Annotated in this window: 17 protein-coding genes, 2 pseudogenes and 1 other annotated feature; of the genes and pseudogenes, 5 read left to right on the top strand and 14 right to left on the bottom strand. The window is 51.6% G+C overall.

From position 1 onward, the window contains the following. Window position 1: 1 nt before the first annotated feature. From HV237_RS00090 to HV237_RS00085, 3 genes and pseudogenes are all read right to left on the bottom strand, one after another. Window positions 2–1,153, bottom strand: a complete 1,152-nt coding sequence (locus HV237_RS00090; RefSeq protein ID WP_001254932.1) for an IS30-like element IS30 family transposase — start codon at window positions 1,151–1,153, stop codon at window positions 2–4. Continuing rightward, window positions 1,150–1,227 (bottom strand): annotated as a pseudogene (locus HV237_RS26085) (hypothetical protein); the annotation flags it as partial. The pseudogene HV237_RS26085 and the gene HV237_RS00090, both read right to left, overlap by 4 nt. Further along, window positions 1,215–2,273 (bottom strand): annotated as a pseudogene (locus tag HV237_RS00085) (solute:sodium symporter family transporter); the annotation flags it as partial. The pseudogenes HV237_RS26085 and HV237_RS00085, both read right to left, overlap by 13 nt. A 167-nt stretch (window positions 2,274–2,440) precedes the next feature. On the opposite strand from HV237_RS00085, the gene HV237_RS00080 reads away from it, so the two are divergent. Then, complete coding sequence (locus HV237_RS00080) at window positions 2,441–3,334, top strand: AraC family transcriptional regulator (RefSeq protein ID WP_029139706.1); 894 nt, start codon at window positions 2,441–2,443, stop codon at window positions 3,332–3,334. Here the strand turns inward: HV237_RS00080 and HV237_RS00075 are convergent. Together HV237_RS00075 and HV237_RS00070 are read right to left on the bottom strand one after the other, a co-directional pair. Further along, entirely contained in the window at window positions 3,331–4,653 is a 1,323-nt protein-coding gene (locus tag HV237_RS00075) for a 6-phospho-alpha-glucosidase (protein WP_019078008.1), read from the bottom strand. The two genes, HV237_RS00080 and HV237_RS00075, sit on opposite strands and share 4 nt — an antisense overlap. Next, a complete protein-coding gene (locus HV237_RS00070) occupies window positions 4,650–6,269 on the bottom strand; it encodes an alpha-glucoside-specific PTS transporter subunit IIBC (protein ID WP_047358465.1) in 1,620 nt (539 codons plus the stop codon). The genes HV237_RS00075 and HV237_RS00070 overlap by 4 nt, the downstream gene beginning before the upstream one ends. Window positions 6,270–6,492: 223 nt before the next feature. Between HV237_RS00070 and HV237_RS00065 the strand changes: the two genes are divergently transcribed. Next, entirely contained in the window at window positions 6,493–7,209 is a 717-nt protein-coding gene (locus tag HV237_RS00065) for a GntR family transcriptional regulator (RefSeq protein WP_046276201.1), read from the top strand. Here HV237_RS00065 and HV237_RS00060 read toward each other — a convergent pair whose 3' ends face one another. After that, on the bottom strand, window positions 7,210–8,871 hold the full coding sequence (locus HV237_RS00060) for a putative transporter (protein ID WP_046276202.1): 1,662 nt from the start codon (window positions 8,869–8,871) through the stop codon (window positions 7,210–7,212). It lies immediately after the preceding gene. Between the two features lie 71 nt (window positions 8,872–8,942). Between HV237_RS00060 and HV237_RS00055 the strand changes: the two genes are divergently transcribed. Continuing rightward, complete coding sequence (locus HV237_RS00055) at window positions 8,943–9,164, top strand: hypothetical protein (protein ID WP_135107963.1); 222 nt, start codon at window positions 8,943–8,945, stop codon at window positions 9,162–9,164. On the opposite strand, the gene ibpB is transcribed toward HV237_RS00055, so the two are convergent. Together ibpB and ibpA are read right to left on the bottom strand one after the other, a co-directional pair. Beyond that, complete coding sequence (gene ibpB / locus HV237_RS00050; protein ID WP_047358464.1) at window positions 9,153–9,581, bottom strand: small heat shock chaperone IbpB; 429 nt, start codon at window positions 9,579–9,581, stop codon at window positions 9,153–9,155. The genes HV237_RS00055 and ibpB overlap by 12 nt on opposite strands. A gap of 92 nt (window positions 9,582–9,673) precedes the next feature. Then, on the bottom strand, window positions 9,674–10,087 hold the full coding sequence (gene ibpA / locus HV237_RS00045) for a small heat shock chaperone IbpA (RefSeq protein ID WP_003023882.1): 414 nt from the start codon (window positions 10,085–10,087) through the stop codon (window positions 9,674–9,676). Next, window positions 10,081–10,153, bottom strand: a sequence feature (ROSE (Repression Of Heat Shock gene Expression) occurs in the 5'-region of heat shock genes and acts as an RNA thermometer to modulate expression.). It overlaps the preceding gene by 7 nt. 238 nt (window positions 10,154–10,391) lie before the next feature. On the opposite strand from ibpA, the gene HV237_RS00040 reads away from it, so the two are divergent. Then, window positions 10,392–10,724, top strand: a complete 333-nt coding sequence (locus tag HV237_RS00040) for a YceK/YidQ family lipoprotein (RefSeq protein WP_172864455.1) — start codon at window positions 10,392–10,394, stop codon at window positions 10,722–10,724. A 1-nt stretch (window position 10,725) separates the two neighbouring features. Here the strand turns inward: HV237_RS00040 and HV237_RS00035 are convergent, their stop codons facing one another. Next, window positions 10,726–11,952 (bottom strand): DUF3748 domain-containing protein, encoded by a 1,227-nt coding sequence (locus tag HV237_RS00035; protein WP_047358463.1) that lies wholly within the window; start codon window positions 11,950–11,952, stop codon window positions 10,726–10,728. A 99-nt stretch (window positions 11,953–12,051) separates the two neighbouring features. Between HV237_RS00035 and cbrA the strand changes: the two genes are divergently transcribed. Beyond that, the gene (gene cbrA / locus HV237_RS00030) at window positions 12,052–13,170 is read left to right on the top strand and encodes a colicin M resistance lipid reductase CbrA (protein ID WP_181541647.1); all 1,119 of its coding nucleotides are present in this window, start codon (window positions 12,052–12,054) and stop codon (window positions 13,168–13,170) included. 4 nt (window positions 13,171–13,174) lie between these two features. Here cbrA and yidA read toward each other — a convergent pair whose 3' ends face one another. The 5 genes from yidA to dnaA form a co-directional block, all read right to left on the bottom strand. Continuing rightward, window positions 13,175–13,987, bottom strand: a complete 813-nt coding sequence (gene yidA, locus HV237_RS00025; RefSeq protein ID WP_016155065.1) for a sugar-phosphatase — start codon at window positions 13,985–13,987, stop codon at window positions 13,175–13,177. A 130-nt stretch (window positions 13,988–14,117) separates the two neighbouring features. Further along, window positions 14,118–16,532, bottom strand: a complete 2,415-nt coding sequence (gyrB, locus tag HV237_RS00020) for a DNA topoisomerase (ATP-hydrolyzing) subunit B (RefSeq protein WP_016157816.1) — start codon at window positions 16,530–16,532, stop codon at window positions 14,118–14,120. Between the two features lie 28 nt (window positions 16,533–16,560). Continuing rightward, a complete protein-coding gene (recF, locus tag HV237_RS00015; RefSeq protein ID WP_016155067.1) occupies window positions 16,561–17,634 on the bottom strand; it encodes a DNA replication/repair protein RecF in 1,074 nt (357 codons plus the stop codon). Next, window positions 17,634–18,734, bottom strand: a complete 1,101-nt coding sequence (gene dnaN, locus HV237_RS00010; RefSeq protein ID WP_016155068.1) for a DNA polymerase III subunit beta — start codon at window positions 18,732–18,734, stop codon at window positions 17,634–17,636. Before dnaN ends, recF begins: the two co-directional genes overlap by 1 nt. A 4-nt stretch (window positions 18,735–18,738) precedes the next feature. Continuing rightward, window positions 18,739–20,142: a chromosomal replication initiator protein DnaA gene (dnaA, locus tag HV237_RS00005; protein WP_016155069.1), complete on the bottom strand. Its 1,404-nt coding sequence runs from the start codon at window positions 20,140–20,142 to the stop codon at window positions 18,739–18,741.

Here is a 20,142-nt window from a genome sequence, read left to right as displayed (position 1 = left end):
TTCAATCTGTCAATGCAACACCCCTTTCAATTATCTCTTTCGGTGTTTTGAACTTCAGTGTCTTTCTCGGTCTGTTGTTTAGCTGAGCAGCAACCAGATCTAGTTCATGTTGAGTATATTGGGCAAGACATGTCTTTTTAGGAAAGTACTGCCGAATTAGCCCATTTGTGTTCTCATTTGTTCCCCGCTGCCAAGGACTCTGAGGATCGCAGAAGTAAACTTTAACGCCGGTGCTGACAGTAAATTCTAGATGTCTGGCCAGTTCCATTCCTCTGTCCCATGTCAGTGATTTTCTGAGTTCTGACGGTAAACTCAGGAATTTGTCGGTAAGAGCCTGATTTACTGAGACAGAATCTTTGCCCCTGAGTCTAAGGATGATCGTATAACGTGATTTTCGGTCTACAAGTGTGGCTATATGAGAGTTTTTTGTACCTGAGACTAAATCGCCCTCCCAATGCCCCAGAGAGCGTCTGTTATCGATATTTCGGGAACGTTCGTGAATTGGTGTTCCGTTCACTATGTTAATCGTACCTCTTTCGCCTTTGCGGGTATGACGCCTGCCATGGCGAAGGCTATGCGACCGTCGCAGATGCTGTATATTCAGGTGGTGTAGCGCTTCACGGCTACGAAAGTACAGCGTTTTATAAATTGTCTCAGGTGATATTCGCAGCGTTTTTTGACGTGGTTTTGTTCGCCTTAACCATCCTGATATTTGCTCTGGAGACCATTTCATCTCCAGCTTTTCCAGAACAAGCTTTCGCAATGGTAAATTTTGATCCAGTAAGCACGGTTTTGGCCTTTTCGCCATTCTGTTGGCTCGGTTATTAGCATCAACAGCTTTGTAATAGCGTCTGCCCCGATTACGCTGAACTTCACGTGAGATCGTCGAAGGACTGCGATTCAGCGCAGTAGCTATCGCACGAATGCTCATTTTGGCTGACAAACCAGCTCGTATCTCCTCGCGCTCAGACAGTGTCAGGTGAGCTACAGCCCGCTTACGCTCATGGGGTTTTATGCCTCCAGTATCCCTTAACATAGTGAAGATCGTTCCGGGTTTTGAACCCAGGATATTCGCTATTTCACTGAAGCCTGTTCCGTTCTTCCATAGTTCAAAAACAGAGGCTTTTTCCTCTGCTGTAAATGTTCGTCTCATTCAAAAAACCTCCGCAACCCCATGTTTTCACATAACTGTTGCGTTGACCAATTGAATCTACACTGGCGCTGTTTAAAAATCCATTGAATGTACTGATTACCGCGCCGAATAAAACGGCACCGAAAAACCCCACCAAAGGGACAGGAAGCACGTTATTTACCAGTGTCGGATATGCCATATCCGCCTTTGGCAGATCCTGGTATAGATGAAAAGCAATTAAACCTGGTAATACCAGCACCAGTGGATCGAGCATTTTCAATACCGCTGTGAGCAATGCTCCTTTCTGCCCTTCGGCTAGGCTTTTGGAAGCCAGCGTACGTTGTACGATGCCCTGATTAGTACACCAGTAGAAGGTATTCACCAGAATCAAACCGGTAAAGGCTGCACCTATCGGCAGCGGATCGTTAGCTCCACCAATTGAGTTTAATTTCTCCGCATGTACGGTGGTCAGTTGCTCAACACCTTGTAAAAAACTGCCTTTTCCCATCGCAATCAGGCCGAACACGGGGACCATCAATCCACCAATCACCAGCCCTATACCATTGATAGAATCGGCCACCGCCATCGCACGTAAACCGCCGATCACCGCATAAATAATCCCGGCAAGGCCCAGCAAAATAACCAGTAACCAGATTGCTGTACCCTGAGAAATATTCAGCGATTCACCGATGTGAAAAAGGCTATTCAGCGCCAGCGCCCCTGAATAAAGCACAATCGGCAGGAAGCAGACGCCAGTGGCAATAAGAAAGCAAAAGTCGATAATGATTCGCGTGGTTTTATCGTAACGCTCTTCCAGAAAATCTGGGATCGTAGCGATACCACGTTGCAGATAGCGAGGTAGAAAAATCAGCGCCAGAAAGATAAGCGTCACCGCAGAGGTGACTTCCCAACCCATAACCGACATTCCGCTTTTGTAAGCCTGACCAGACAGACCAACCAACTGTTCGGTTGAAAGGTTAGTTAACATCAATGACGCGGCAATCACCGGCGCTTTCAATGAACGCCCGGCAAGAAAATACCCTTGTTGCGATCCGGTATCCGTTTTACGTACCTTCCACCAGGTGATTAGCGCCACCAGCAGCGTAAAGCCCACAAAGCTCAGAATTTGTAGCGTATTCATCTCATAGCCCTTATTTTTCATTATGTCCCGGCAGCTGTAGGGGGAATGCAAGGTAATGTGCGCCGGGTCAGGCAGTCAGATTTCTTAAAATAAAAACGTCATATCCCTGAACAGATTTTTTCTGTTAAGTTCAGGTTGTGGGCATAATTCTCCGGTGGGAAATTAAAATGAATGGAAAGATGCAAAGTTCGCATGTAAAAAACGAAACTACGTACAATATTCCCCTGTTGATTCATGAAAGTGTGATCTCCAGCGGGATTTCATTGATCTCGCTGTGGCACACCTATGCCGACGAACATTATCGGGTTATTTGGCCACGTGATAAGAAAAAACCGCTGATTGCTAATTCATGGGTTGCGGTCTACACCGTCCAGGGCTGTGGAAAAATCCTTCTTAAAGGCGGTGAACAAATCACGCTTACCGGAAACTGTATAATCTTTTTAAAACCAACCGATATACAGTCTTATCACTGTGAAGGGTTGGTATGGGAACAATACTGGATGGAATTCACACCAACCAGCGTAATGGATATTCCGCTACGACAACAAAGCATTATTTATAATGGTGATATTTATAATCATGAGCTGACCGAAGTTTCGCGATTAATTACATCCCCAGATTCAATAAAAAATAATCTGGCAGTCGCCTTTCTCACAAAAATAATTTATCAATGGATTTGTCTTATTTACGCCGAAGGTAAAAAAGACCCACAGCGAATACAGATTGAAAAACTGATTGCCACTCTACATGCCAGTCTACAAAAACGGTGGAGCGTGGCGGATATGGCAGCCACTATCCCCTGTAGCGAAGCCTGGCTACGTCGTCTTTTTTTACGCTATACCGGAAAAACACCGAAAGAATACTATCTGGATGCGCGGCTGGAACTGGCGTTATCGCTGCTAAAGCAGGAGGGAAATACGGTCGGGCAGGTCGCTGATATACTTAACTTCTTTGACTCGTTTCATTTCAGCAAGGCGTTTAAACACAAATTTGGCTATGCGCCGTCGGCGGTATTGAAACATGCGGACCGGCACCCAGAGGATGCCGGTCAACTGGGTTAGCGCAGTTCCGGCCAGTACTCTTTGTTAGCGTCGATCAAATCATCCAGAATCGCTTTAGCTACAGACGCACTCGGCACGGTTTTCGACAGGGTGATAGCCTGCCACAAACGCTGGTAAGAGCGGTGCTCCCAGGCATCGACCACCAGCTTCTCAACCGCCACCTGCTGGCTCATCAACCCTTTCTGGAACTGCGGGATATCCCCCACCGTCAGCGGCTCCGGGCCGTTATGCCCCACCAGGCATGGGATCTCGACCATCGCTTCATCATCAAAGTTATGAATCGCACCATTATTTGGCACAATCAGCAGCATCCGCTCCTGAGTGTTAAAGGCGATGGCCGCCGCCAGATCGACAATGTAGGAAGCATGTTCGTCAATCTCCAGTTCACCGGCCGCAGAATGGCCTGCCTCAATAATGGCCCGGCAGGAACCGAACACCTGTTTTTCGCGGTGATCCATAACCTCGTTGGCACGGGTACGCTGCGGATTGGAGTGCTGGACCACGTAATCCGGGAACAGATAGTATTTCAGGTAGGTATTTGGCATGGTGTCCGGATCCAGCGCCTGCACATCCTTCGCCTTAGCGAAGGTATCGTTCCAGCTCGCCTCCGTATGCGGGTCGTTCGATGGCGGCACATAACCATGCTTCGCCACGTATTCACGCAGCTTCGGCATCAAATCGTTACCCTGGAGATCTTCAATTGATGTCCACCAGCCAAAGTGGTTCAGCCCGTAGTAGCGCACGCGCATCTGTTTACGATCTTTAAGGCCGACGATCTGCGCCATCCGTCCTTCAATACCGATGGGCATATCGCAAATATTGAGGATTTTCGCATTTGGACGCAGTCTACGCGTGGCTTCAGCCACAATTGCCGCCGGGTTAGAGTAGTTAAGCATCCAGGCGTTTGGTGAATATTTTTCCATATAATCCACTAGTTCCAGCACACCGCCAATAGATCGCATGCCGTAGGCAATCCCGCCCGGCCCACAGGTTTCCTGGCCTAACACCCCGTGACGTAATGGGATTTTCTCGTCTTGTTCACGCATTGGGTATTTACCCACGCGGATATGTGCCATCACAAAATCAACATCGGTAAACGCAGTTTTGGGATCGGTGGTGTAACTAAACTCTATCTCCGGCGCCTGCTCTTTGAGGATGATTTTACACGCCTCGGCAATCACCTCCTGACGCGCGCCATCGTTGTCATAAAATTTCAGCGCACGAAGCGGGAAACGGTCCTGATTTGCCAGCAACATCAGCACGATGCCCGGCGTAAAGGTACTACCACCACCTGCGATAACCACTGAGAATTTTTTCATGATACTGCCTCCGTCATGGGGATCTGTTCGTTTGATAAACTAGATTTCATTAGCGTTTCGAGCTGGTCGCGTACCTGAGGGACGTGTAAACCAACAATGACCTGAATACCATTGCCGCGACGCACAACACCGTGTGCACCCAGCGCTTTGAAGACGTCATCGCTTTGCGTTTTCGCCATGTCGTGAAGCGCAATCCGCAGGCGAGTGGCGCAGTTATTAATACTTTCGATATTGCCTGCGCCGCCTAACGCTTGTAGAAAACCGGCCGCCTGTCCCAGTTTGGTGTCTGGCGTAGCGGCGGTGGTTTGCCCACGCGCGGCTTTATAGTCAGCTTTGGTGTAGAGTTTGATTTCGCTGTCTTCCCGGCCCGGCGTTTTCAGGTTGAAGCGCAGGATCAGCGTGCGGAAGATGGTGAAATAGAGCGCGGTAAAGGCCAGGCCAATCGCTATCTGGGTGAACATCATTCCGGCATGGTTGTGGAACATTGGGATCCAGTTTTGCGGTAAGAACTGGTCAAGCAGGCCGCCACCCATATTGCCTACCACGCCGCAGAGATACATTACCGTCGCCATGGAGGCCGCCAGCACGGCGTGTACCGCAAACAGCAAGGGTGAGATAAACAGGAAGGTGAACTCCAGCGGTTCGGTAATCCCAACCAACACGGCCGTTAGCGTAGCGGGGATCAATAATCCCGCCACCTTCACCCGGTTTTCCGGAGAGGCAGTGAAGTAAAGCGCCAGAGCAATACCTAATGAACCAAAGATTTTCGAATTGCCGTGCAGAGCAAAACCCCCTTCCGGGAACAGCGTTTTCAGCGACTCTGTGCTTTGGCTGAATTCCTGCAAGTGCTGCGCCCAGTAGACCTGGATGCCGCCTTCCACCGCCGCAGGGCCGAAGATAAATGGACCATAGACGAAGTGATGCAGCCCGGTCGGAATCAAAATACGCTCAAGGAAGGTATAAACCCATACCCCCAGCGCACCCGCAGAACGCAGAAAAGCTTGCAGAGATTCAATCCCCATCTGCACCTTTGGCCAACCCAGCAGCGTCAGCCAGGCACAGGGAATCATCACCAGGAAGGCAATGATCACCACAAACGATGTTCCCTGAAAAATACCGAGAAATACTGGCAAGGGTTTGTCGAAATAACGGTTATGCAAGGCAGTAACAATACCGGAAATGACAATGGCGCCGATGATGCTGGTATCAAGTGTTTTAATCCCGGCCATCATCGTTAAGCCGCTGCCTGCCGTCGGGTCTGCGCTAAAATCCACGCCGAAGAAATCTCCCCAGGTCATGCCCATGGCATTGATGAAGTAATTCCACGTAAGAAAGCTGACCAGTACCGCCAGACAAGCGCGCCCCTGAGCCTGTTTCGCCAGACCGATCGGCAGACCAACGGCGAAAATCAGCGGCATATTGCGAAATACCGTCCAGCCACCTTCTTCGATGATATGAACGATTTGTGCGAACAAACTGTTGGGATCGGTAAGCGCTTCACCCACAAACAGCGGGTTGCGCAGCATAATAGCGATACCGACGACGATACCGGCAAAGGGAAACAGCAGCACCGGGGTGAACATCGCGCCGCCAAAGCGTTGTATTTGACTGAGCATTTTCACATCCTCATATAACAACCAGTAGGGGAGAGGCCTTTTTTGTAGTGATTGCTGGCCTGATACGAGAATAGAAAGTTGCGATCCTTCAGACATGGCATGCCGCTGCGATTCGTGATCGCTTTCATGGTTTTAATTTCGGCAATGAGGTTTACTTTTTACGTAAAAGTTAGACATTAAAAGGTTTATGGTGCGGTAATTAAAAGAAAAAAGAGGTCTGGTAGTGATCTACAAATCAATTGCGGAACGACTACGAATTCGCCTGAATTCTTCTGATTACAACATCGGTAGCCCGTTGCCTGGTGAAAAAAAGCTTGCCCAAGAGTTCGCGGTTTCACGAATGACGATCCGTAAAGCAATTGATATGTTGATTGGCTGGGGATTGGTCGTACGCCGTCATGGGAGTGGAACTTATGTGGCGCGCAAAGATGTCCATCATGAAACCACAAACCTTACCGGACTGGCGGAAGTACTGAAGCGACAAGGGAAAGAGGTCACCAGTGAAGTACTGGTATTTGAAGTGATGCCCGCACCACCAGCAATTGCCAGCCAACTGCGTATCCAGATTAATGAACGCATCTACTTCTCACGTCGCGTTCGCTATGTGGACGGCAAGCCGCTGATGCTTGAAGACAGCTACATGCCGGTAAAATTATTCCGTAATTTATCGCTGGCGCATCTGGAAGGGTCAAAATTCGATTACATCGAGAAAGAGTGCGGAATAACTATCAGCGGCAACTATGAAAGTCTGACTCCCGTTCTTGCCGATAAGCAGCTTTCCGCGCAGATGAACGTACCTGAACAGACGCCATTGCTGCGGATTACCTCACTGTCCTACAGCGATAGCGGGGAGTTTTTGAATTATTCGGTGATGTTCAGAAACGCCAGCGAGTACCAGGTGGACTACCACTTACGGCGCGTCCACCCAGACTCAGCCTGACTAACCCATCCCCCAAAAAATCACCGCCAGCAGTTGCGGCGTGATAATTCGCAGGAACATCACTAGCGGATAAACGGTCGCATACGAAAGCGCCGCTGCCCCGCTGGTGGCATGCAGGTTGTTAGCAAATGCCAGTGCAGGCGGATCGGTCATTGAGCCAGCCAGCATGCCGCACAGCGTGAGGTAGTTCATTTTGACGAAAATCCTCGCCAGCAGCCCCACGGTAATCAGCGGAATCGCGGTGATGAAAATACCGTAGCCCACCCAGCTCAGGCCATCCCCCTGCGTCAGGGTATGAACAAAATCACCGCCTGACTTCAGACCAACCACTGCAAGAAACAGCACGATACCCAACTCTCGCAGCGCCAGGTTAGCGCTGGGGGGCATAAACCAATACAGCTTACCAATGCTGCCAATACGCCCCAGGATCAACGCCATAATCAGCGGCCCACCGGCCAACCCCAGTTTTAGCGCCACCGGGAACCCCGGAATGAACAGCGGGATTGAACCCAGCAGAACACCCAGCCCGATCCCGATAAATACCGGCAGCATCTGCACCTGCTGCAGTTTTTGCTGCGCGTTCCCCACCACATTGGCAACAGTATCAATCGAGGAAGGTCGGCCGACCAGATTGAGGATGTCGCCAAACTGCAGACTGGCGTCGCTGCTGGCTACCAGCTCAACCCCTGCACGGTTCAGACGGGAGATAACCACGTCGTAACGTTCTTTGAAATGCAGGTCGCGGATTCGTTTCCCCAGCACCTGTTCGTTGGTCACCACCACGCGCTCAACGCGTAAATCGGTACCTCGCGTCGACAGCGATGTGTCCACCTCCTGCCCAATCACTACCTGCGCGTTGTGCAGATCAGCAGGCTGACCAACCAGGTGTAGCAGGTCACCCATCTGAATAATCGTCCCCGGCGACGGCACCATCAATGTTTCTTCACGTTTCAAACGTGAGCAGATGATTTTGTCGCTGTTCAGGATTGGGACATCCTGAATCGCCATATTGTTGAGGTTCGGGTTTTCCACACGGATATTCATCGTCTGAATCAGCGCGTGTCCGTTGGTCAGCGTGGATTCATGCTGATGGGCTTCGGCATCGACGTTAACGCGAAAAATTAGGCGCATCAGCCACATAGTGAGCAAAATACCGCAGATACCAAAAGGATAAGCCATGGCATAGCTCATCCCCATCTGATCCACCACATCAACAGGAGTGCCCAGATCGCGCAGAATCTGCTGCCCCGCGCCTAACGCCGGAGTATTAGTGACCGCACCGGAAAAAATGCCCAGCACCACGGGAAGGGGAATGGCAAAAATCTTATGCAGGATCGCGGTGACCAGGCCACCCATGATAACAATCAGCACGGCAAACAGATTCAGCCGTAGGCCCGAAACGCGCAGTGACGCAAAAAAGCCCGGCCCCACCTGAATACCGATGGTGTAGACGAAAAGAATCAGGCCAAATTCCTGAATAAAATGCAGCATGTCGCCGCTCAGGGTCATCCCTGCCTGATCGACAAAATGCCCGACAATAATACCGCCGAACAGCACGCCTCCGATGCCAAAACCAACACCACGTATTTTTATGTTGCCGATCCATAATCCGACAACTGCCACCATTGCCAGAACGCTGACCGTCAATGCTATATCACTCATTTTCCTGTTCCCTGTGAATAACATTTTATTTAACGAAGATTATGACTGAACCGTTCAGGCATGAATGCAGAGTGGCGCACATTATCATGCTACAAAGCGCCCAGGAGCGCTTGAGAAGGGCGTTCTTTACTGTTTTTCTTCACGTCGATTTGAAATTGCTGAATGCTTTTTTCTGGCAATGGCAGCGCTTCCGGCATCCTGCCCTCCCAGATCATAGTTTCATGTGGGCTGACGCACAAAAAAGCCCCGTCATTTCTGGCGGGGCAAAGGCATGGAGCTATTTAACTGTCTAATGCAGGACGTTCGCTGATGGCGATACGTTGTGGAGCGATGGTTTCAGGTTCATTCCGGTTCAAATCGATATGCAGCAAGCCGTTAGTGAAGCTTGCGCCGGAGACTTCCATATTTTCAGCCAGCGTAAAGCTCAGGCTGAACGGCTGAGTGACCAGCCCCTGATGCAACCATTTGGTCTCTTTTTCCGGCTGCTGCGGCGTACCTTTCACGGTCAGGCGCGTGCCTTCCAGTTGAATATCCAGATCTTCCTGGCGGAAACCGGCTAACGCAAGGGTAATGCGGTAGTGGTTATCATCGCTCTTTTCGATGTTATAAGGCGGGAAGCTCTGGCTTTCGCCCGTGTTTTGCAAGGCATTGGCCAGTTTGTCAAAACCGATCCATTGACGCAGCAGTGGGGATAAATCGTAGTTACGCATAATAATCTCCTTCTAAGAAGCGAGTAAGTACCTTTTGGCTCCCTGACGGCAAGCCGATTGCTTAGCAGGGCCGCCTGAAGCGGCCCACAGAATTAGTTGATTTCGATGCGGCGCGGCTTATTCGCCTCGGGAATCACGCGTTCGAGATCGATATACAGCAGACCATTCACCAGGTTCGCGCCGCGAACATGAATGTTCTCCGCTAACTGGAACTTACGTTCGAAGTTGCGCTCGGCAATCCCCTGATACAGGTAAGTACGTTCTTTTTGATCGTCCGCATGGGCGCCTTTCACCACCAGCAGATTGTCCTGGGCAGTAATTTCCAGTTCGCTTTCAGCAAAACCAGCAACGGCAATCGCAATTCGGTAATGGTTTTCGTCTACCAGCTCAACGTTATACGGAGGGTAGCCGCCATTGCTCTGGCCCTGATTGTTTTCCAGCAGGTTAAACAGGCGATCAAAACCAATAGCAGAACGGTACAGCGGGGATAAATCAAAGTTACGCATAATCAATAGCTCCTGAAATCAGCGAGAATAATAGACCTTCCATCATGGACAGGTCAGGTAGCCAGGACACCCATCAGGCATGCCCTTCATTTGTCTACGCTCTAAAAATGGGTCTTAATACAAACTTTTCAAGCGTATTCATCTGACTTTTTTTGCAGTTTGTTGTCTATTGCATACACTGGTGGGAGCAGTTGTTATCGTTAAATCGCGATAGCCGCCACAGTGTGACGAAATGGTGATGTTATTTTCGCAACGGATCGCTTTAACTCACCATGCAAACACAATAAATACAGATGAAAAAATGATGATAAAAAAAATGTTGGTAACACTGACAATGTGCAGCGGGATGGCGTTTGTGAGCGGCTGTTCCAGCATTATGTCGCATACCGGGGGCAAAGAAGGGACGTATCCTGGCACGCGCGCCAGCGCCACAATGATTAGCGAAAGTGATACAAACTGGGGAACCAAGTCACTGGCGATTCTGGATATGCCGTTTACCGCAGTACTGGATACAGTATTACTTCCGTGGGATCTCTTTCGCAAAGATAACTCGGTGAGATCCCGGGTAGAAAAAAGCGAGGAGAGAACGCAGGCCGCGAACGCCGTTATCCCTCCGGCTGAAATGCCTGCTCCTTAAGTTAACGCCCTGTCTCTGTTACCCACAGCTGGCGGAAACCCTCGACGTCTTCCATCCACGCAACCTGTCGACCATCAGGAGAGAAGATGATCGCATCGCCCGATGGTGGGTTGCCGTGACGGTCCGTTAGAAAATCAACCTCTCCCGTCTGAGCATCACAACAAGCAATTTTGTTATCCAGTACAAACCCCAGCCATTTCCCTGACGGATGCCAGTTGAATGCTGACTGAATATCCGTGGCGCAGCGGGTAAGCTGACGCGGTTCCCCTCCTTGTGGGGAAATCAGCCACAGTTGCACAATGCCGACGTCATCACGCATTAAAAACGCAATCTCAGATGCCTTTGGATTACTGCGCACCCAATGGCGCGGCTGATTTACCAGACCGGGAAAGGCGCGCGCATGAGTAAACGTCAGGCGGCGTTGATTAATACCGAATGGCGGCGCAGGCATTGTCGTCTCAGTGCCCTCCAGCGGAGCGTCGCCCGGCTGTTTCCAACCGCTTTCATCCTGTGGTAAATCAACAATAAATAACTCCGGCACTTTCTCGCCCGTGACTGATAACGTATCACCGATAAACGCCAGTCTGTTTTCCCCTACCCAGCCCTCTTCATAGGCGCGGTTAATCTCATCGCTACCCGGTTTAGGCGTGGGTGTCGTCTGGGTTACCAGCACGCACCAATGGCTCCCGCTGTACTCACGGGGATGCTGCGCGGAGACCGTCACCGGACCATAGGGCGCAGCCACACCGACATTGCGTAGATCCAGCGCCGGTGAGCGCTCATGCAGCACATGGTCGTTATAGGTGAAACTGACAAACTCGCCGCTCGGGCTAAATACATGCACATGGCTACCACCGCGCAGCGCACCCGGCGTATATGGGGCGGTAATATCCATCGCATCCAGATTCTCCACTTTTGCCTGCGTAGCTATCACCCCACGCCGATGATGGAAGTCGTAATGCCATGTTTCATCAGGATTTTCAGGCCCATGAATAAACACATATTTTTCCAACTTTGGATGAACGGTCACCACGCCAACGTGCGATCCCTGCATGGCCCGATAAATCACCTCCAGCTCGCCAGTATGAATATTGACGCGCTCAATTGTGTCGCCGGTAAAAGAGGCACCGGAAGGGCGCACATCAAAGACCAGCCACTGGCTGTCCGGTGTCCAGGTATTGATATTGGTAAGCTGATGATTACGCGGCGTAAAGGTGATTTGCTTCATGGAATGCCCTGATACAAGACGATTTCAGCAATCATACTTCACAAGCACTTCACTTTCAGGCTTTAGCGTATCGCCATCTTCATTTTTGCGGACAGAAAGATGGAACATTTTGACGTAGCCATTATCGGGTTAGGCCCGGCAGGCGCAGCGCTGGCGCGGCAGTTGAGTGGAAAAATGCGCGTGATCGCGTTGGATAAAAAACACCAGTGCGGCAACGAAGGTTTCACCAAACCCTGCGGCGGTCTGTTAGCCCCGGATGCCCAGCGTTCGTTTATCCGCGACGGGATAACCTTACCCGTTGATGTCATCGCTAACCCACAAATATTTAGCGTTAAAACGGTTGATGTTGCAGCCTCTTTGACGCGTAACTATCAGCGTAGCTACATTAATATCAACCGCCATTCTTTTGATTTATGGCTTAAATCTCTCATTCCTGATGATGTACAGGTGTACCACGACAGCCTGTGTCGGAAAATCTGGCGCGAGGGCGATAAATGGCATGTTATCTTCCGCGCCGACGGTTGGGAGCAGCAGATCACCGCGCGTTATCTGGTGGGAGCCGACGGCGCGAACTCACTGGTACGCCGTCATCTCTATCCCCGGCACCAGATCCGTAAATATGTTGCTATTCAACAATGGTTTGCGGAAAAGCATCCCGTCCCGTTCTATTCCTGCATTTTTGATAACGACGCAACCGACTGTTATTCCTGGAGTATCAGCAAAGATGGCTATTTTATCTTTGGCGGTGCCTACCCGATGAAGGACGGCCAGGCGCGCTTTGACACGCTGAAAGCGAAGATGGAAGCGTTCCAATTTCAGTTCGGCAAACCGGTGAAAAGTGAAAAATGTACGGTGCTGTTTCCTTCACGCTGGAAAGACTTCGTCTGTGGCAAGGACAACGCATTTTTGATTGGCGAAGCGGCCGGTTTTATCAGCGCCAGCTCACTGGAGGGGATTAGCTATGCGCTGGACAGCGCGGAGGCGCTCAAATCTGTATTGTTGCGGGATGCACCAGATATGAATCACGCTTACCGCAAAGCCACCCGCAAGTTACGTCTCAAACTGTTTGGCAAGATCCTGAAAAGTCGGGCCCTGACGTCGGCGTTTTCCCGTAAATGGATAATGCGCAGCGGCGTGGCGCATATTCCTCAAGGTGACCACTCAGTATCACAACTAATTGCTGAAACAGGGCAAATGCGCCAAGGCATTTGCCCATAACATCTTATTTCAGCGCAAACTTCTCAATGGCATACGCGACGCCATCTTCAAGGTTAGATTTCGTCACAAAGTTGGCGATTTCTTTGACTGATCCAATAGCGTTGTCCATGGCAACGCCCACGCCTGCGTATTCAATCATCGCGATGTCGTTTTCCTGATCGCCAATCGCCATCACCTCTTCGGCTTTTATACCCAACGCATCGGCCAGCGATTTCACGCCAGTCCCTTTATTGACGCGTTTATCGAGGATTTCGAGGAAATACGGTGCACTTTTCAGCACGGTGTACTTCTCTTTTACTTCCGCAGGTATGCGCGAGATAGCTTTATCGAGGATCTCCGGCTCGTCAATCATCATCACTTTCAGGAACTGGGTTGCGGGATCCATTTTCTCGGCTTCACAGAACACCAGCGGAATCGTCGCAACAAACGATTCATGCACCGTGTAGTAGCTGATATCACGGTTCGCGGTATACAGGGTGTTGCGATCGAGTGCGTGGAAATGCGAGCCAACGTCCCGGGAGAGCTGCTCCAGATAACGATAATCATCATAGCTCAGCGCGGTTTGCGCGACAGTACTGCCATCCCCTGCTTTCTGCACTAGCGCACCATTGTAGGTAATGCAGTAGTCACCGGGTTCTTCCATATGCAATTCTTTCAGATAGCTGTGGACGCCGGCATACGGGCGCCCCGTGGTCAGCACCACATTTACGCCACGCGCGCGCGCTGCGGCAATCGCCGTTTTGACCGCGGGTGAAATGGTGTGATCGGGCAGCAGAAGTGTGCCATCCATGTCGATAGCAATAAGTTTGATAGCCATGAGTTCCCCGGATTAAATGAGTCCGTCCTCATGCTAACGCGATTCCGCTCAAAAAACAGCTACGAAAAGGGGGATAGAAAGGGGAATCGAGATTCCCCTTTTGCAGGACGGTTGTAGACCTGGGTGCAAGTTAGATATCGATGTTCGCCGCTTTCAGGGCGTTTTCTTCGATAAACGCGCGACGCGGTTCAACGGCATCGCCCATCAGCGTAGTGAACAGCTGGTCGGCGGCAATCGCATCCTTCACGGTAACGCGCAGCATACGACGGCTTTCCGGATCCATGGTGGTTTCCCACAGCTGATCCGGGTTCATCTCGCCCAGACCTTTATAACGCTGGATAGCGAGGCCGCGACGTGACTCTTTCTGCAGCCATTCCAGCGCCTGCTCAAAGCTGGCAACCGGCTGGCGGCGCTCGCCACGTTCGATAAACGCATCGTCTTCGATCAGCCCGCGCAGCTTCTCACCGAGCGTACAAATACGACGGTATTCGCCACCGGTCACAAACTCGTGATCCAGAATATAGTCGGTATCCACACCGTGAGTACGGACGCGCACAATCGGCTCAAACAGGTTCTGCTCTGCGTTGTGGTGGATATCAAACTTCCACAGGCTGCCGTGCTGTTCTTTTTCGTTCAACTCGGTAATCAACGAATTAACCCAGCGGGTAACGGTCTGCTCGTTCGCCAAATCAGCTTCCGGCAGCGTCGGTTGATAAACCAGTTCTTTCAGAAGCGCTTTCGGGAAACGACGTTCCATACGGCCAATCATTTTCTGCGTCGCGTTGTATTCAGAAACCAGTTTTTCTAACGACTCACCTGAAAGAGCAGGTGCGCTGGCATTAGTGTGTAGCGTTGCGCCATCCAGAGCGATAGAAATTTGGTACTGATCCATCGCTTCGTCATCTTTAATGTACTGTTCCTGCTTGCCTTTTTTCACTTTGTACAGCGGTGGCTGTGCAATGTAAACGTGGCCGCGTTCCACAATTTCCGGCATCTGACGATAGAAGAAGGTCAACAGCAGCGTACGAATATGCGAGCCGTCGACGTCCGCATCGGTCATGATGATGATGCTGTGATAACGCAGTTTGTCCGGGTTGTACTCGTCACGACCGATGCCACAGCCGAGCGCGGTGATCAGCGTTGCCACTTCCTGAGAAGAGAGCATTTTATCAAAGCGCGCTTTCTCGACGTTGAGGATTTTACCCTTCAGCGGCAGAATCGCCTGGTTTTTACGGTTACGGCCCTGCTTCGCAGAACCGCCCGCGGAGTCCCCTTCCACAAGGTACAGTTCGGACAGCGCCGGGTCGCGTTCCTGACAGTCCGCCAGCTTGCCCGGCAGGCCCGCTAAGTCCAGCGCGCCTTTACGACGAGTCATTTCACGCGCGCGACGTGCCGCTTCACGGGCACGTGCAGCATCAATAATTTTGCCAACGACGATTTTCGCGTCAGACGGGTTTTCCAGCAGGTATTCGCTCAGCAGTTCGTTCATCTGCTGTTCTACCGCCGATTTCACCTCAGAGGAGACCAGCTTGTCTTTGGTCTGTGAGGAGAACTTCGGATCCGGTACTTTCACGGAAACAACGGCAATCAAGCCTTCACGGGCATCATCACCGGTGGCGCTGACTTTGGCTTTTTTGCTGTAGCCTTCTTTGTCCATGTAGGCGTTCAGGGTACGGGTCATCGCCGCACGGAAGCCTGCAAGGTGAGTACCGCCGTCACGCTGCGGAATGTTGTTGGTGAAGCAGTAGATGTTTTCCTGGAAACCATCGTTCCACTGCAGCGCAACTTCAACGCCGATACCGTCTTTTTCGGTGGAGAAGTAGAAGATATTCGGGTGAATCGGCGTTTTGTTTTTGTTGAGGTATTCAACAAACGCCTTGATGCCGCCTTCGTAGTGGAAATGGTCTTCTTTACCATCGCGCTTGTCGCGCAGACGAATAGAGACGCCGGAGTTCAGGAACGACAGCTCGCGCAGACGCTTAGCCAGAATCTCGTATTCAAACTCAACGACATTGGTAAAGGTTTCGTGGCTTGGCCAGAAACGTACCTGAGTACCCGTCGCTTCTGTTTCGCCGGTTACCGCCAGCGGCGCCTGCGGCACACCGTGCACGTAAGTTTGCTGATGCACTTTGCCTTCACGACGAATCACCAGCTCCAGTTTCTGTGACAGGGCGTTTACTACGGAAACACCTACGCCGTGCAGACCACCGGAAACTTTATAGGAGTTATCATCGAATTTACCGCCTGCGTGCAGAACGGTCATGATAACTTCCGCCGCCGAAACGCCCTCTTCCGGGTGGATACCGGTTGGGATACCACGGCCATCATCGGTAACGGACACGGAGTTGTCAGCGTGAATCGTTACAACGATATCTTTACAGTGACCCGCGAGCGCTTCGTCGATAGCGTTATCTACCACCTCGAATACCATGTGGTGCAGACCGGTGCCGTCATCCGTGTCGCCGATATACATACCCGGGCGCTTACGCACCGCATCCAGTCCTTTCAGGACTTTGATACTGGAGGAGTCATAAGAATTCGACATCAACGTTTCTCGCTCATTTAAACTTGGGTTAATCCGTTATTTTACCCTTTTCCACGGTGAACATCTTCGAATTTTTGTCCGACATGTCCAGAACGTGTTCAGCGCTGATTGCGCTGACAAAGACCTGAGATTGCGTCGCTTTTAAGCGGCTGGCTAACAGCCCACGACGGGCATCATCAAGTTCAGAGGCAAAATCATCTATCAGGTAGAGACACCGCCGCCCACTTTCGCGGGTGAGGAACTCCCCTTGCGCCAGACGTAAGGCGCACATCAGCAGCTTTAGCTGCCCACGCGACAACGTGTCTTCCACCGGCGCACCGTCAGCGCGAATGCGAAAATCCGCTTTGTGCGGACCGTGCGCGGTGTAGGTCAACATGCGATCGCGTTCAAAACTGCGTTCCAGCACTTCGGCATAATCGGTCTCTTTCTCCCAGCCGCGCTGGAATGAGAAGGAGAGAGAAAATTCGGGTAGAAACTGCTGACAGGTATCCGCCATATCCTGCGCGATACCGGCGCTGTACTCCGCGCGCCAGGTGCTGATTTGTTCCGCCAGCGGGATCAGTTCTTTATCCCACGGACGCAGTTGCTCATAACGACTCACCTGGCGCAGGGCCGCGTTGCGCTGCTTGAGCAGTCGCTTCAGATTGCTCCAGGCGGTGAAAAATCCGGCTTCATTGTGAAAGCATCCCCAGTCAAGGAATGCTCTTCTGTATTTGGGGCCGCCATTGAGTAAAGTAAACCCCTCTGGCGTGATCAGCTGCATTGGCATCAGGTGCGCCAGTTCCGCGACCTTGTGCCCGTCAGTGCCGTCAATGCGCACTTTGCTGTCGCCCAGTTTGTCTTTCGTCAGGCCAATCGATGTCTCACGCTCTTCCCCCTGCAAACGCCCGTGTAAAACAAACGACTCCTGCTCGTGGCGAATTACGCGGCCAATCTGCAAACTGCGAAACGCCCGGCCGTGGCCGAGCGTATAGATGGCTTCCAGCACGCTGGTTTTGCCGCTGCCGTTCGCGCCAACCAGGAAGTTAAAGCCAGGGGATAAAGCGAGATCCGCGCTTTCGATATTGCGAAAGTCGCGGATCAACAGACGGGTGAGCGACATTACAGTCTCATTGGCATAACAACATAAGCCGCGCTCTGGCTGGCAGCATCTTCAATCTGTACGCTCGATACGGAATCGGTCAGCAGAATACGAACGTTCTCGCACTTCAGCGCGTTCAGTACGTCCAGTACGTAGCTAACGTTAAAACCGATTTCCAGTTCGGTACCAGGATAGGAGACATCCAGAATTTCTTCCGCTTCTTCCTGCTCCGGGTTGTTGGCGGTGATTTTCAGCTGGTTTTCACTGACATACAGACGCACGCCGCGGAATTTCTCGTTAGAGAGGATCGCCGCACGAGCAAATGCCTGTTTGAGGATATCGCAACCGGCTTCCAGATGTTTGTCCGGATTCTTCGGCAATACGCGGCGATAATCCGGGAAACGGCCATCAACCAGCTTGGAGGTAAAGATGAAGTCACCCACGTGCGCACGAATGTTGTTGCTGCCAATCTGCACGCGCAGCGGGTTGTCGCCGCCGTCGAGCATACGCATCAGTTCAATCACGCCTTTACGCGGAACGATCACCGAATGGCTGGGTAACTGCTGACCGACTGGCATTGAACAGACCGCCAGGCGGTGACCGTCGGTCGCCACGGTACGCAGCTCTTCCCCTTCGGTTTCAAACAGCATGCCGTTTAAGTAGTAACGCACGTCCTGATGCGCCATCGAAAACTGCGTGGCTTCAATCAGGCGCTTCATCGTGGCCTGCGGCAGAGTGAATTCGACTTCGCTCTGCCAGTCGTCCAGATTCGGGAAGTCAGCGGCAGGCAGCGTAGACAGCGAGAAACGGCTGCGGCCAGAACGCACCAGCATGCGATCGCCTTCCAGTTGAACGGCAATTTCCGCGCCTTCCGGCAACCCACGACAAATATCGAAGAATTTACGCGCCGGAACGGTGGTCGCACCAGGTTCATGAGGCTGGATCAGCGCCACGCGCGCCACCATCTCCATTTCGAGATCGGTACCGGTCAGAGAAAGCGCACCGTCAGCAACCTGCAGCAGCAGATTTCCGAGAATAGGCAGTGTAGGACGTCCACCCAGCGGGCCGCTGACCTGCTGAAGCGGTTTTAATAAATGTTCACGTTCAACGGTAAATTTCATAGCGTCACGAAGATAATGTTCTGATTAAATTGGAGAAATCTTCTTTAATATCATGGCTTTCTTCACGCAGCTGCTCAATCTTTCGACAGGCATGAAGCACGGTAGTATGGTCACGCCCACCAAACGCGTCGCCAATTTCCGGCAGACTGTGGTTAGTGAGCTCTTTTGCCAGCGCCATCGCCATCTGGCGCGGACGAGCTACCGAGCGAGATCGACGCTTAGAAAGCAGATCCGCAATTTTGATTTTGTAATACTCCGCCACCGTCTTCTGAATATTGTCGATGGTGACCAGCTTTTCCTGCAAAGCCAGCAGATCGCGCAACGCTTCGCGCACGAAATCGATGGTAATCGCCCGGCCGGTAAAATTAGCGTTGGCGATCACGCGGTTCAGTGCGCCTTCCAGCTCACGTACGTTAGAGCGTAGACGCTTGGCAATAAAGAACGCCACTTCACCCGGCAGACGAATGTCGTTTTCGTCGGCTTTTTTCATCAGGATCGCGACGCGCGTTTCCAGCTCAGGCGGCTCGATCGCAACAGTCAGTCCCCAGCCGAAGCGGGATTTCAGACGATCTTCAACGCCGTTGATCTCTTTCGGATAGCGATCCGAAGTCAGGATGATCTGCTGATTGCCTTCCAGCAGGGCGTTAAAGGTGTGGAAAAACTCTTCCTGCGATCGTTCTTTATTCGCGAAGAATTGGATATCGTCAATCAGCAGCGCATCCACGGAACGGTAGTAGCGTTTAAACTCTTCGATCGCGTTGTTTTGCAGGGCCTTAACCATGTCCTGCACAAAACGTTCGGAGTGCATATACACCACTTTCGCGTTTGGCTTACGCGCCATAATACCGTTACCGACAGCGTGCAACAGGTGGGTTTTACCCAGACCCGTACCGCCATAAAGGAATAACGGATTGTAGGCACCGCCAGGATTGTCCGCCACCTGACGTGCCGCCGCGCGCGCCAGTTGGTTAGATTTACCTTCAACGAAGTTATCAAACGTGTGTTTGACGTTGACGTTAGAACGATAGGTAGGTTCTGCCGGTGCCGGGACGTTATCCCAGCCTGAGCGCGCCGCCGGAGCGGCACGTTGCGGTTGCACTTGCTGAGCCACGTAAGCGGGCGCAACAACGTTGTTCACCGGCGTTTTCAGCGTTTGCGTGACGGGTTTAGTACCGACTTCAAAGCGCAGTTGCGGGGCATCCGCTCCACAGAAGTTATTGAGTAATCCATTAATATTATTAAGGTATTTATCCCTTACCCAATCAAGCACGAAACGGTTTGGCGCATACAAAGCCAGCGTGTTATCGCTCAGTTCCGCCTGCAACGGGCGTATCCACATACTGAACTCTGTGGCTGGTAACTCATCCTGCAATCGGGCAAGACACTGCTGCCAAAGCGAAAGTGACAC

Source organism: Citrobacter sp. RHBSTW-00570, from assembly GCF_013739755.1.
Classification (GTDB): Bacteria; Pseudomonadota; Gammaproteobacteria; order Enterobacterales; family Enterobacteriaceae; genus Citrobacter; species Citrobacter braakii.
The sequence above is the reverse complement of the archived record's forward strand: the minus strand, read 5'-3'. Positions and strand labels throughout refer to the sequence as shown.